Here is a 13431-nt window from a genome sequence, read left to right as displayed (position 1 = left end):
GTTTTTCTTTGCTTCTTTTTAAGAGACACCCATGCGCTTCCGCAATGCCTTCCTCTTGTGCAGCCTCGCGGCGACACTCGCTGTTGCCGGCTGCTCGACGACATCGTCCAAACCCGAGACCGCTGCCAACGAACCCGCTCCGGTGGCCGTTCAGGTCGCCACCAACCAGATCTTCACGGGCGATTATGGCGCGGTTGAGGATCACGGCTATGCCCTGCCGGCGATCCCGATCAACAAGGTCGACAACCGCTACCATCGCCAGATCGTCGACTACGACACCAAGGAGCGTCCGGGGACGATCGTCGTCAACACGCCGAATCGCTTCCTTTATTACGTGCTGCCAGGCGGCAAGGCGGTGCGCTACGGCATCGGCGTCGGCAAGGCCGGCTTTGCCTGGGAAGGCGAGGCCTACATTGCCTGGAAACAGGAATGGCCGATGTGGCATCCGCCGAAGGAAATGGCCGAGCGCAAGCCCGAAGTCGCCAAGTATGTCGAGGAAGGCATGGGCCCCGGCCTGAAGAACCCGCTCGGCGCCCGTGCGCTCTATCTCTTCAACGATGCTGGCAAGGACACACTGTTCCGCCTGCACGGTACGCCCGAATGGTCGTCGATCGGTACGGCCGCCTCGTCGGGCTGCATCCGCCTGATCAATCAGGACATCATCGACCTTTACTCGCGCGTTCGCCCCGGCAAGAGCGCCCGCGTCGTCGTTCAGCAGTAATCGAGCCACTTCGACACCGATCAGGCCGCCGATCCTTTCGGCGGCTTTTTTGTTGGCGCCTACCACCGATTGTTCTTTTGCCGGAGACACACCAGACCGCCCGGCGACGCAAAGTTGTTGTTCGCAATTGCACTCAAATCTGGGTCGCGGCCGACCGGCGATTCGGAGCGAGAAAGTTCGATTTCGACTTAAATTCAAACGCTTATTAAGTAAGCGTTATCTAAATGAAACGAACAGTGTGCCCAAGAAATCTCGCTTCGGGAGGGGACTGGCATGCTGATCAAGACCAAGCTCGTCGGCGCAATTGCGCTGCTATCCATTATTGCGATCGGCATCGCCGTTCACAGCCATGCGCTGCTGTCGGAAACCAGCGATACGATGGACGCGGTCTATGCCGATCGCATCGTGCCCTTGAAAAACCTCAAGGCGACATCCGACGCCTTTGCCGTCTCGATCGTCGATGCCGCCCACAAGGTGCGCAATGGCAACGAGACGATGGAGGGCGGTCTCGCCTCGGTTGAGACAGCGCAAAAGGCGATCAGGACCAACTGGGATGCCTATGTGGCGACCAGCATGACCGACGCGGAGCGGCGCCTCGTCGACGATGCCCGAAGCCAGATGATCGTTGCGATGGATTCGATCGTGACGCTGACGCAGATCCTTTCCGCCAAGGACCAGAAGGCGCTCGATGCCTTCGTGCGCGAAAAGCTTTACGCAACGATCGACCCGCTGACGGAGACGATCTCGAAAATCTCCGACCTGCAGGTCGAGCTTTCCGGGGGGACCTTTGAGGCCAAGCACCACGAGTTCGAGGCGGTGCAGAGGGTCAATATCGCCATCATCGCCGTCGTCATGGCCCTGGCCGCCGGCACCTTCCTCCTGGTGCTGCGCGGGGTCGTCGGTCCACTCGGCCGCCAGATCGCCGCCATGCGCAAGCTGATCGACGGCCACATCGAGGAGCGCGACGCGCCGGTGACCGGCAAGGACGAGATCGCCGAGATGGCCCGCGCCATCCAGTCCTTCCGCGAGGCGGCGCGGTCGAACCTTCGGCTGCAGGCCGAAGCGGACGAGAACCGCCGCAACAGCGAGGCGGAACGCGTCCGCGTTCAGCTCGAGGCCGAGCGGGCCGCCCAGCAGAAATTGACGCAGGCGACCGCCGGGCTCGCCGGAGGACTGCAGCGACTGGCCAGTGGCGATCTGGCCATACGGCTCGACGAACCCTTCTCGGCAGAGTTCGAGCAATTGCGCCACGACCTCAACAAGGCGGCCGGGCAATTGAACGACGCGCTTCTCGCCGTTGCCGACAGCGCCCACAACATCGGCATGGGGACACGCGAGATCAGCCAGAGCGCCGACGACCTGTCCAAGCGCACGGAGCAGCAGGCCGCTTCGCTCGAGGAGACGGCGGCCGCACTCGATCAGATCACCGCCAATGTCAGCAATTCCTCCAAGCGGACCGAGGAGGCGCGCGACGTCGCGGGCGAGGCCAAGACCAGCGCCGCCCAATCTTCGGTCGTCGTTGCCAATGCCGTGGAGGCCATGCGGCGGATAGAAGAATCGTCGAGCCAGATCTCCAGCATTATCGGCGTGATCGACGAAATCGCCTTCCAGACCAACCTTCTGGCGTTGAACGCGGGCGTCGAGGCGGCCCGGGCCGGCGAAGCGGGCAAGGGTTTTGCCGTCGTCGCCCAGGAAGTGCGCGAACTCGCCCAGCGCTCGGCCAAGGCGGCCAAGGAAATCAAGGAGTTGATCCGCACTTCGAGCCAGGAGGTCGAAAACGGCGTGCGCCTGGTGCGCGACACCGGCGCGGCGCTGCAGACGATCGAGGCGCATGTCATCACCATCAACGATCACATGGCGGCGATCGCCACCTCCGCCCGCGAACAATCTGTGGGTCTCAGCGAAGTCAATACGGCCGTCAACCAGATGGACCAGGTGACGCAGAGGAACGCAGCGATGGTCGAGGAAGCCAACGCCGCTTCCGCCACGCTGGCGCAGGAAGGCACGAACCTCCGCGACCTCATCGGCCGCTTCAGCCTCGCGGGTGCGGCGGAGGTGAAGAGTGGATCGAGGGCGCCGGGACAGGCAGCCGCAATGGCGCAGGATCGTGGCCGTCCTGCAGCCCAGGCGACCCGACGACCGGCCTACGCAACGCAGGGCAACGCTGCGCTGGCGACCGACGGCTGGGCGGAATTCTAGGCCGACTCAGGCGGCGATCGCGCCCAAGGACAAGACGTCCCTCGGAAACGACTGAGCCCGTGCGTTCGATCGAACGCACGGGCTCAGCATCATCTTCACGCAGCCGCGGCTGATCAGGCGGCTTCGCGCGCCTTCAGCTCGAGACGGCGACGGTGCAGGACCGGCTCGGTGTAGCCGTTCGGCTGCTCGCGGCCCTTCAGGACAAGCTCGACGGCCGCCTGGAAGGCGATCGAACCGTCGAAATTGCCGGCCATCGCGACATAGAGCGGATCGCCGGCGTTCTGTCCGTCGACGACGGCAGCCATGCGCTTCATCGTCTCGATGACCTGAGCTTCGGTGACGACGCCATGGTGCAGCCAGTTGGCCATATGCTGGGCGGAGATGCGCAGCGTCGCGCGGTCTTCCATCAGGCCGACATTGTTGATGTCCGGTACCTTCGAGCAGCCGACGCCCTGGTCGACCCAGCGCACGACGTAGCCGAGGATGCCTTGGGCGTTGTTGTCGAGTTCGCGCTGGATTTCCTCCGGCGTCCAGTTCGGACGAACCGCGACCGGCACCGACAAAATATCGGAGAGCTTGGCGCGGGTGCGGCTCTTCAGGCTCGCCTGGACGTCTGCGACATTGACGCGGTGGTAGTGCGTCGCATGCAGCGTGGCGGCCGTCGGCGATGGGACCCAGGCGGTGTTGGCGCCGGCCTTCGGGTGGGCGATCTTCTGTTCGAGCATCGCCGCCATCAGGTCAGGCATCGCCCACATGCCCTTGCCGATCTGGGCGTGGCCGGAAAGGCCGCATTCAAGGCCGATGTCGACGTTCCAGTTCTCGTAGGCGCCGATCCAGGCCGCCTGCTTCATGTCGCCCTTGCGGATCATCGGGCCGGCTTCCATGGAGGTGTGCATCTCGTCGCCGGTGCGGTCGAGGAAGCCGGTGTTGATGAAGACGACCCGCTCGCGGGCAGCACGGATGCATTCCTTGAGGTTGACCGTGGTGCGGCGTTCCTCGTCCATGATGCCCATCTTCATGGTGTTGGCGGGCATGCCGAGCGCCTTTTCTGCGCGGGCAAAAATCTCGCTGGCGAAGGCAACTTCCTCGGGGCCATGCATCTTCGGCTTGACGACATACATCGAACCCTCGCGGGAGTTCATGCGGCGACCGCCGTTGCCGATGTCGTGCAGGGCGATCAGCGCCGTCACCATCGCGTCCATGATTCCCTCAGGGACTTCGTTGCCGTCGCGGTCAAGGATAGCCGGATTCGTCATGAGATGGCCGACGTTGCGCACCAGCATCAGCGAACGGCCCGGAAGCGACAGGGTGCCGCCGGCGGCTGCGGTGTAGCTGCGATCGGCATTGAGGCGTCGCGTGAAGGTCTTGCCACCCTTGGCGACCTCTTCGGTGAGGTCGCCTCTCATCAGGCCCAGCCAGTTGCGGTAGACGAGGACCTTGTCCTCGGCGTCGACGGCCGCGACCGAGTCCTCGCAGTCCATGATCGTGGTGATCGCCGATTCGAGAATGACGTCGGAAATCCCGGCCGGATCTTCCTTTCCGATCGGCGTCGAAGCGTCGAGAACGATGATCGCGTGCAGATTGTTGTGCCTGAGGACGATCTCCGAGCGCCCGCCTTCAGAACCGGAATAGCCGGCGAATTGGGAGGCGTTGCGCAGGGTGGTGTCGGATCCGTCCTTGAGCCCGATCGCCAGCGTTCCGCCGGCAACCTTCAGCGACGTGACATCGGCCCAATTCCCTATTTCCAGCGGTGCGCTGGCGTCGAGGAAATCGCGGGCCCAGGCGATGACCTTGGCGCCACGCTTGGGATTGTAGCCGCGGCCCTTTTCGGCGCCATCGGCATCGGAAATCGCATCTGTGCCATAGAGCGCGTCATAGAGCGAACCCCAGCGCGCATTGGCGGCGTTGAGTGCATAGCGCGCATTCATGACGGGCACGACGAGCTGGGGGCCGGCGATCGTCGCGATCTCCGGATCGACATTGGCGGTGGAGACGCTGAATTCGCCGCCTTCCGGCAGGAGGTAACCGATTTCGCGCAGGAAGACCTGATAGGCGTCGATGTCAACGGGAGCGCCATTCTGCTTGTACCAGGCGTCCAGCCTGGCCTGGAGATCGTCGCGCTTGGCAAGCAGCGCCCGGTTCTTCGGCGCGAGATCGTGCACGAGCGCGGAAAGCTCTCTGAAGAAGTGTTCCGCATCGACACCCGTGCCCGGCATGGCCTCGTCCACCAGAAACCGGTGGAGACCCGCATCAATCTTCAAACCATACGTCTCAATGCGGTCCATCTGCCAACTCCTTGAAATAGACAACAGGAGCGCCACCGATCCCTACGAACCCGGAAAACGCTCCAACATTTTGATTTTGTGCGTCGATCCGACCTTAGGCCGGAACACGCACAATGCACGCGCGAAACGGCGGCAGTTTCTCACCAATTCATTCCCTGTCAATTCTGCAAGGATGCGAAGAATTGTTTCCGAAAACGAAAAGATCAGTGATGGGCGATGCGTGGACGGCCGCTGGCCGACGCGATGAACCGGGCCTCGATCAGCTTGCGGCTGCCTTCCACTTCCGGTGCGTCGATTTCCTCACGCAACAATGACGCCGGATCTTCGGCTCCGTTCGTGCGCGCCGCTTCGAGCGCCATGGCTTCGGCCCGCCGGCGCGCGATGTCGAAAGCTCGCTCCTGATCCAGGAAGCGTTCGCTCACCCCGGCGCCATTGACGACGAATATGCCTTCCTCCGGCATGGTCACGAAAACGGTGACTGTCGCCCGGACCTGACCGACGACGGCGCCGACGGCATTGGCGACACCGGCTTCTTCGGGAATGGCGGCGTCTGTTCCGAGCATCTCTGCTATAGCGGGGTAATAAACCGGGGCCGAGGCGCCGAGGCCAACGAGTGGCCGATCGAGCGCCAGGGAGAACCGGACAATGCCCGGTGTGCGGGTGAGCGCCCGTTCGACGGCCTGCGAGGCGGCCGGATCGATCGTCGCCCCATCCTCGCCGAGACAGGCCTGCAGAATGACCTCGCAGGATTGCCGCGTCAGCCGATCGACGATCATGTCGGCCATCCGTTCCGGCGAGGAAGCGATCGGCTGGCCGGAGCCATCGCGCATGCGGGCGGCAAGCTCGATGCCGAGGCGCGCCGCCTCAAGATTCCATTGCGACTGCCGGCCGAGCACGTGCATGGCGTCGGACGGCGTCAGGCCGCAGATATGCACGAGGCCGCGTGCGACGAGCCGGTCGAGGGTCGCCTTCTGCGGCGTCGAGACCAGCAGAGTTTCGAGCGCGACCGGCACGTTGCCGACTCGCTCATAGAGCGCCAGTTCCTGCGGCTGCAGGCCGCTTGCAAGATGGTCCGGCAGGCCGGTACGCACCGCGAGCCGGCCGTCGTGGCGCCCGCGGTGCTGCGCCCGCATCTGCTTTTCGAGAACGGACAGCACGGCATCGCCGTGCAGCGCGGCCGCCAGGCTGAGCGGCATCAGCCGGCGCGGCCCCAGATCGAGCTTGGCCTTCAGGCCGCGGTCGTTGATGCGCACTTCCGAATCACCACCGAGGCCATAGGTTCGCATCGCCACCGCTTCCACCATCGTGCGGAAGCCACCGACGACAGCCCCTTCGGCGTCGAGACGCGGGCGGCCGCCGTCGAGGACCGCGACATCCGTCGTGGTCCCGCCGATATCGGAGACCACAGCATTGTCGAGGCTGGTCAGGTGCCGAGCACCGACGAGGCTTGCCGCGGGGCCGGACAGAATGGTTTCGATCGGGCGCAACCGCGCCTCCTCGGCCGAGATCAGCGCACCGTCACCACGCACCACCATCATCGGGACATCGATGCCGCGTGCCTTGAGGAAGCCCTCGCAGGAGCCAATCAGCCGGTCGATCATCGAGACGAGGCGGGCGTTGAGCAGCGTCGTCAGAGCACGGCGTGGCCCTCCGAGCTTGGAGGACAGTTCGTGGCTGCAGGTGACCGGGAGGTGCGAGACTTCCCGAATGCGATCGCGCACTCGCTTTTCGTGATCCGGGTTCCGAACGGCGAAATAGCCGGCGATGGCGAAGGACGAAACCTGACCGGAAAGCACCGGCAGGGCGGCGTCGAGTTCGCTCATGTCGAGCGGCGTCTCGCCGCCATGCACATTGTGGCCGCCAGGCAGGAAAATCACCGGATCGGACCCCAACGCTTCCAGCAAGCCGTCGCGTTTCAGATCCTCAGGCCCGAAGCCGATCATGACCAGACCGGCGCGCCCGCCCTGTCCTTCGACAAGGGCATTGGTGGCAAGCGTCGTCGACAGCGAAACCATGCTGATCGCCGATACCGGCACCTTCGCCTGATCAAGCACGGCTTCGACCGCGCCGGAAATGCCGACCGCAAGGTCATGGCGGGTCGTCAGCGCCTTGGCCTTGGCGACGACGCCTTGCGTTTCCGAGAAGAGAACGGCGTCGGTGTAGGTGCCGCCGGTGTCGATGCCGAGAAGAAAATGGGAGGTCAATTCGCGCAGTCCGGAATTCGCGCGGGGCGTGGGGCCCCGGGTTCAATGGGGATCGATGCGGTGATATGACATATTTCGACAGAAAACCATCGTGTCGCAGACATTGACGATGAGTTCAGCGACACCAGTGAGAATGGCAGGGGTCCATCGCATGCTCGAACACCGCCGTCCGTTGCTCGTCGTCTCGCTGTTAACAGCGGGTATTCTCTCACTCTCAGCGGGCTTGCCCTACGCCCAGGACGCCGAGGAAGAGGAATACAAGCCGCAACTGCCCGAAGTCGCCATCTACAAGGCGATGCTCGACGCCAACAAGCAGACCGGCTGGATTCAGTTCCGAAATTATGACGACCGCCAGCTGATCTATTTCACCGCATTGCAGACGATGCATTGCCGGCTATCGGAAATCCGCTATTCGATCAATTCGGATGCGCTCGACAAGCGCTTTCCGCTCGCCAAGTGCAATCCGCAGCTGCCGTTCAACCTGCCGGGCGACGATACGGCCGAGTATGTCTATATTTCCTTGCCGGCGAACGCGGCCAAGACGCTGACGATCCAAGCGGTCTGGGACGATGGGGCCGGCAGCGAGATCGTCGTCTACAAGCCCTGTGATGACGCCGGCGACGCGACCTGCGCCCAGATCAAGACGATCAAGAAGCCATCGAAGCTGTTGCAGCAGCCAAAGCCGGCGGATTCTCCGGTGCGCGCGGTTCAGTCGCCGATCCCCGGCAAGACCTTCAGCGAGCCGACACCCTCATCGGCAACCCGCCCCGCGGTTGAGTAGTGAGCCGTTGCACTGGCCAGGGCCTGGTTTCCTCGGTCGGATCGAAGCGGTAGCGATGCATCATGACGGCAAGCGCGATCACTGCCTCCTGCAAGGCGAAGGTGGCGCCGATGCAGACACGCGGGCCGGCACCGAAGGGCAGATACTGGTAGCGATGCAGCTTCTCGCGGTTTTCCGGCAGGAACCGCTCGGGCACGAAAGCGCGGGGCTTCTCCCAGTAGAGAACATGGCGATGGAGCGTCCAGGGCATGATCAGGACCGCGATGCCCTTGGGGATGCGCACCTTCTGTCCGGTGGGCGACGTCCATTCGTCTTCCTCGATCGCGGCGCGGTTGATCGAGGGCGCCGGCGGATAGAGCCGCATCGCCTCCTCGAAGGCGGCCAGCACATGCGGCATCAGTCCGAGCCATTCGACCGGCTCGGCGCCGCTGGCGATGGCGGCATCGATCTCCGCCTCCATCTTTTCGCGATAGGCGGGCGTGTTGGCGACACAGTAGAGCGTCCAGGCAAGGGCCCGTGCCGTCGTCTCGTGACCGGCGCCAATGAAGGTCAGGATGTTGTCCTCGATCTCAGAAGTCGACAGGCCCTGGCTGCCCTCGATCTCCAGAAGCAAGGTCAGAAAATCCTGCGGCGTACCCTTGGGATCTTCAGCCATCTTGCGGCGGCGGAGCGCCATGGTCTCGGAAACGATCGAGCGGAAGCGGTTCATCACCTTTCTGCCGCCGATCCGGGTCGGGCGCGGCACCCACTCGGGCGCAAGCAGGATGTCCATCGGATCGACCCGCCCCATGCGGTGCAGCAGTTCCTCAACGCTCTGGACGAAGCCGTCCCGTTCGACGGCGACCTCGCCGGAAAACAGCGTTTCGGCCAGGATGTCGAAGGTGAGCTCCGTCATGTCGTTGGCGACATTGGTGGTGAACGGGGCTTTCTTGGCGTCGGCATAGCGCTCCACGAACGCTTGCGAGCTGTGCAGCATCTGTCCGGCAAAGCCCTTGGCGTGGCGCGGCGTGAACACCGGCGCCATGGCTTTGCGCGAACGCTTCCAGACTTCGCCTTCCGCCGTCAGGAGACCGTCGCGCAGGATCGGTCTCAGGATCAGCCGGCGAACCTTCGACATCTCGTAGTTGCCCACATTGTCGACGAGGATATGACGTATCAGGCCGGGATCGTTGACGATCAGGGTGCGCTGGGTGACGAACTTCGTTTCGATCCAGGGCAAGGTGTAGGACGGCTCGCCCCACAATTCGAGCGGATTGCGCAGCACCGTCCTGATGATCTTCAGGTAGGAGGGGATGCCTGTGCGAGGAATGGGAGCCGGCGGCTCGAACGGCTCCGGACGCATGTCCATGGTGATTGCCTTTCTCGATTGCCCCATGTTTTCAGGTTTTTAGGGCGCAATCAAGGAAAGTGCTTCACGTGAATCACAAGAGGTTTTCGAGCTCCGAAAGCTTGTCGTTGACGAGCCAGCCGTAATAGTTTTCCTCGGGCCACTGTGCCTGACCGGCCTGGATCCTGGCAGCAAGGGCTGCAGCCCGGCCATCCGGGTTGCCAACATTATAGAGCGTCGCGGTCACGCCGGGGTTGGTGGAAATGTCGACGCCGGCGATCGACTTGTAGGCGTCGATCGAATGGCGGATCGAGGCGGCCATGTAGGCCAGCGAGACATCCGGGTCCATGATCGCTTCATAGACGCCGGCGGCGTTGTTCTCGTCGAGGCGCTCGTAGCCCGAGGTCTTTGCGACGATGTCGGTCAGCATCAGCGCCGTCAGTGGGTTGATCTGGCCGAGACCGAAGGTCTGTCCGGCGAAGAACGGTTGGAAGAACACGGCGCTGAAGCGGTTGTTGGGATAAGACTTGCCGCCGACCGACTTGGCGCGGAAGTCATTGTCCCAGACGCGCTCGCGGCAGCTCCAGAGCGCATAGGCGCCCTTCTTGGCGCCGCATTCGGAAAACTGCGGCCGGGCGACGAATTCGGCGACCGTCTCGCCGTCATAGCCGAACTGGAAGCTGTTGCCGGCGTAGGCCGCCGCCTTGACGTAGTAGGACTGCAGCCGGTCATAGGCGTCGACATTGTAGGTGTGCTCGCCGACGATGGCGCCGACCATGTGGATCGGGGCGATGCCATAGGCACGCGACACCGACTTGATCTTGCTGATCAGCTGCTTGTCGGTTGCGAGCAGGTCGCGGACCTTTTCGAACTTGGCGTCAAAGGAGGTGCGGCCGGCCTTGGTGCGGCGCACGGAAGCGCCGGGGATCGCCGGCTGCTCGACGTTGCGGTTGCCCGGCGGGACGTCGGTCGCGGCGAATGTCTGGCTTGCGGTCAGGCAAAACGTGGCGATAGCGAGCATGCAGGCGGTAAAACGCACGATCTCTTCTTCCTATGTCTGATGGAGGCGGCCTAGGTCGGCGGGGCGGCTCCTACGCCAAGATCATGTCGGAAAAATGCCCGGACCACGATCACTCCTCAGCGATCGTGTTAGAAAAATTAAGGCCGCCTGTCGAGAGACAGGCGGCCCGCTGCTTGAGGGTTGCCGACGCTGAACTGCCCGCACCGACCGAAATGTCACAAAATATAGCGCGACAAGTCGGTGTTGGCGGCGATGTCGCCGACATGCTTGCGCACGTATTCGGCATCGATCGTCACTTCATGGCCGGCCTTATCCGGTGCATTGAAAGAGATCTCGTCGAGCACCCGCTCCATCACCGTCTGCAGCCGGCGGGCACCGATGTTTTCGACGCTGGCGTTCAGCTGCACGGCGACGTCGGCAAGCGCGTCGATCGCGTCATCGGTGAAGTCGAGCTTGACCTCTTCCGTTTCCAGAAGCGCCTTGTACTGGCGGATGAGGCTTGCCTCGGTTTCCGTCAGGATGCGGCGGAAGTCTTCCTTGGTGAGCGCGCGAAGCTCGACGCGGATCGGCAGGCGGCCCTGCAATTCCGGCAGGAGGTCCGAGGGCTTGGCCACATGGAAGGCGCCCGATGCGATGAAGAGGACATGGTCGGTCTTGACCGGCCCATACTTGGTCGCAACCGTTGTGCCTTCGACGAGCGGTAGCAGGTCGCGCTGCACGCCCTCGCGCGACACACCGGCCCCCATGCCGCCTTCCCGCGAGGCGATCTTGTCGATCTCGTCGAGGAAGACGATGCCGTCGTCTTCGACGGCCTTCACGGCTTCGCGCTGGATCTGCTCGTTGTCGAGCAGCTTGTCGGACTCGTCGTTGATCAAGAGTTCATAGGAGGCCTTGACCGTCGTCTTGACCTTCTTGGTACGACCGCCCATCGCCTTGCCGAACATCTCCGAGAGGTTCAGGACACCGATATTGGCGCCCGGCATGCCCGGGATCTCGAAACCACCCTGCGAACCGGTCTCGGCGAGATCGACCTCGATCTCCTTCTCGTCGAGCTCGTTGGCGCGCAGCTTCTTGCGGAAACTGTCGCGGGTCGCCGGTGATGCGGTGGCACCGACCAGCGCGTCGAGCACCCGCTCCTCGGCATTCTGGTGCGCCTTGGCCTTGACTTCGACCCGGCGCTTTTCGCGCACGAGACCGATGCCGACCTCGACGAGGTCGCGGATGATCTGCTCGACATCGCGGCCGACATACCCGACCTCGGTGAACTTGGTCGCCTCGACCTTGACGAAAGGAGCGCCGGCGAGCTTGGCGAGACGCCTGGAAATCTCGGTCTTGCCCACGCCGGTCGGGCCGATCATCAGGATGTTCTTCGGCATCACCTCGTCGCGCAGCTCGTCGCCGAGCTGCTGGCGACGCCAGCGGTTGCGCAGCGCGATCGCCACGGCGCGCTTGGCGTCGTTCTGGCCGATGATGAAACGGTCGAGCTCCGACACGATTTCTCTGGGTGAAAACGTACTCATGTAATCCTCTCAAACTCGATCCGCGTCAGCTCCATCAGGAGCGTGCGACCGGATGCGTCAATCCATTCTGCATAGGGCACGAAGCCGGCCTTGGTGTAAGCGCTGACAGCGCGGCGATTGCCGGCGTCGGGGTCGATCACGATCCGCGGCGCGCCGGCGGCAAACAGCCGTTCGGCGAAAGCCCGAAGCGCCAGCGAGGCAACGCCCCTGCCCGTCATTTCCGCGGGGCCGACGAAGATGTCGACACCGGGCACATCGGCCGGCAGATCCTTCGCCCAGGGCTCCTCGTCCGGATACTGGTAGGGCATCCAGGACTGGATATAGCCCACCGGCTCGCCTGAGACGTGGAAGATGAAGCCTTCCACTTCTCCGGCCGCGCAGCCTTCGCGGATCAGCTTCACTTCCTTGTCGGGTTCGCCCCACCATTGCCGCACATGCGGTTCACTCAGCCAGGCATGCAGCAGCGGCAGGTGATCGTCGACCACCGGCACGAAGCTGACATGCACGGGCTCATTGGGCATCCAGCGTCTCCACGACGATATTGTGGTTGGTGTAGACGCAGATGTCGCCGGCGATCTGCAGCGCGCGCCGGGCAATGTCTTCGGCGGACTTGTCGCTGTCCATCAGGGCGCGGGCCGCGGCAAAGGCGTAGTTGCCGCCCGAACCGATGGCGATCGTGCCGTGTTCGGGTTCCAGAACGTCGCCATTGCCGGTGATCGCCAGCGTGATCGACTTGTCGGCGACGAGCATCATCGCTTCGAGATTGCGCAGATACTTGTTGGTGCGCCAGTCCTTGGCGAGCTCGACGGCCGCGCGCATCAGCTGGTCAGGGTATTGCTCGAGCTTGGCCTCGAGCCTTTCCAGAAGCGTGAAGGCATCGGCGGTCGCGCCGGCAAAGCCGGCGATGACGTCGCCCTTGGCAAGACGGCGCACCTTGCGCGCGTTGCTCTTCATCACGGTCTGGCCGAGGCTCACCTGGCCGTCACCGGCCATCACCACCTTGCCATCCTTGCGCACCGTGATGATGGTCGTCGCATGCATCGTTCCGTAGGGATTGTGTTCACTCATGAAGGTACCTGTCGGCCCCCGATACGCGGGGCGTTGCGGCTCGCAGCCGAGCCTGGTTGCTTGAGGCCTATGTAAGTACGGCAGACACATTTGCAATTGGCAACTGGTTCACCGCGCAATCTTCGTTCGGGGCCCGGCGTCATGCGATTCGAATCGACGCTCGCTTCTGGATATTTCAGCTTTTGCCTGATAAGGAGCCGCGTCAGCCACTTGAGGAGAGCCCGATGGCAGAAGCCACGTCCAGCCGCACTGCAGAGGTTTCGCGAAAGACCAACGAAACCGCAGTGTCCGTATCGGTCAACATC

At 63.4% G+C, this 13431-nt stretch carries 10 protein-coding genes and 1 pseudogene; 4 read left to right on the top strand and 7 right to left on the bottom strand.

The genetic code is table 11. The features are described 5' to 3' along the window. The first annotated feature begins 31 nt into the window (after positions 1–31). Together VGO12_RS09400 and VGO12_RS09395 are read left to right on the top strand one after the other, a co-directional pair. A complete protein-coding gene (locus VGO12_RS09400; RefSeq protein ID WP_327512473.1) occupies positions 32–721 on the top strand; it encodes a L,D-transpeptidase in 690 nt (229 codons plus the stop codon). A 273-nt stretch (positions 722–994) separates the two neighbouring features. Next, on the top strand, positions 995–2920 hold the full coding sequence (locus VGO12_RS09395; RefSeq protein ID WP_327512472.1) for a HAMP domain-containing methyl-accepting chemotaxis protein: 1926 nt from the start codon (positions 995–997) through the stop codon (positions 2918–2920). Between the two features lie 113 nt (positions 2921–3033). Here VGO12_RS09395 and VGO12_RS09390 read toward each other — a convergent pair whose 3' ends face one another. After that, positions 3034–5205 carry a malate synthase G gene (locus tag VGO12_RS09390; protein WP_327512471.1) on the bottom strand — a complete coding sequence of 724 codons (2172 nt, stop codon included), beginning with the start codon at positions 5203–5205 and terminating at the stop codon, positions 3034–3036. 203 nt (positions 5206–5408) lie between these two features. After that, on the bottom strand, positions 5409–7409 hold the full coding sequence (locus VGO12_RS09385; protein ID WP_327512470.1) for a hydantoinase/oxoprolinase family protein: 2001 nt from the start codon (positions 7407–7409) through the stop codon (positions 5409–5411). Positions 7410–7560: 151 nt separating this feature from the next. Between VGO12_RS09385 and VGO12_RS09380 the strand changes: the two genes are divergently transcribed. Further along, on the top strand, positions 7561–8190 hold the full coding sequence (locus tag VGO12_RS09380) for a hypothetical protein (protein WP_327512469.1): 630 nt from the start codon (positions 7561–7563) through the stop codon (positions 8188–8190). Here the strand turns inward: VGO12_RS09380 and VGO12_RS09375 are convergent. The 5 genes from VGO12_RS09375 to hslV form a co-directional block, all read right to left on the bottom strand. Continuing rightward, positions 8144–9538, bottom strand: coding sequence for a cytochrome P450 (locus VGO12_RS09375; RefSeq protein ID WP_327512468.1), 1395 nt, complete (start codon positions 9536–9538; stop codon positions 8144–8146). The two genes, VGO12_RS09380 and VGO12_RS09375, sit on opposite strands and share 47 nt — an antisense overlap. A 73-nt stretch (positions 9539–9611) precedes the next feature. Continuing rightward, a complete protein-coding gene (locus VGO12_RS09370) occupies positions 9612–10556 on the bottom strand; it encodes a DUF1402 family protein (protein WP_327512467.1) in 945 nt (314 codons plus the stop codon). A 197-nt stretch (positions 10557–10753) separates the two neighbouring features. Further along, complete coding sequence (gene hslU, locus VGO12_RS09365; RefSeq protein WP_327512466.1) at positions 10754–12058, bottom strand: ATP-dependent protease ATPase subunit HslU; 1305 nt, start codon at positions 12056–12058, stop codon at positions 10754–10756. Continuing rightward, positions 12055–12579, bottom strand: coding sequence for a GNAT family N-acetyltransferase (locus VGO12_RS09360; protein WP_327512465.1), 525 nt, complete (start codon positions 12577–12579; stop codon positions 12055–12057). Before VGO12_RS09360 ends, hslU begins: the two co-directional genes overlap by 4 nt. Next, on the bottom strand, positions 12569–13126 hold the full coding sequence (hslV, locus tag VGO12_RS09355; protein ID WP_051659613.1) for an ATP-dependent protease subunit HslV: 558 nt from the start codon (positions 13124–13126) through the stop codon (positions 12569–12571). Before hslV ends, VGO12_RS09360 begins: the two co-directional genes overlap by 11 nt. Before the next feature lie 56 nt (positions 13127–13182). On the opposite strand from hslV, the pseudogene VGO12_RS09350 reads away from it, so the two are divergent. Continuing rightward, positions 13183–13431: pseudogene (locus VGO12_RS09350) on the top strand (hypothetical protein); the annotation flags it as partial.

Origin of the sequence: Ensifer sp. (genome assembly GCF_035999135.1) — a bacterium.
GTDB lineage: Bacteria > Pseudomonadota > Alphaproteobacteria > Rhizobiales > Rhizobiaceae > Ensifer.
The sequence above is the reverse complement of the archived record's forward strand: the minus strand, read 5'-3'. Positions and strand labels throughout refer to the sequence as shown.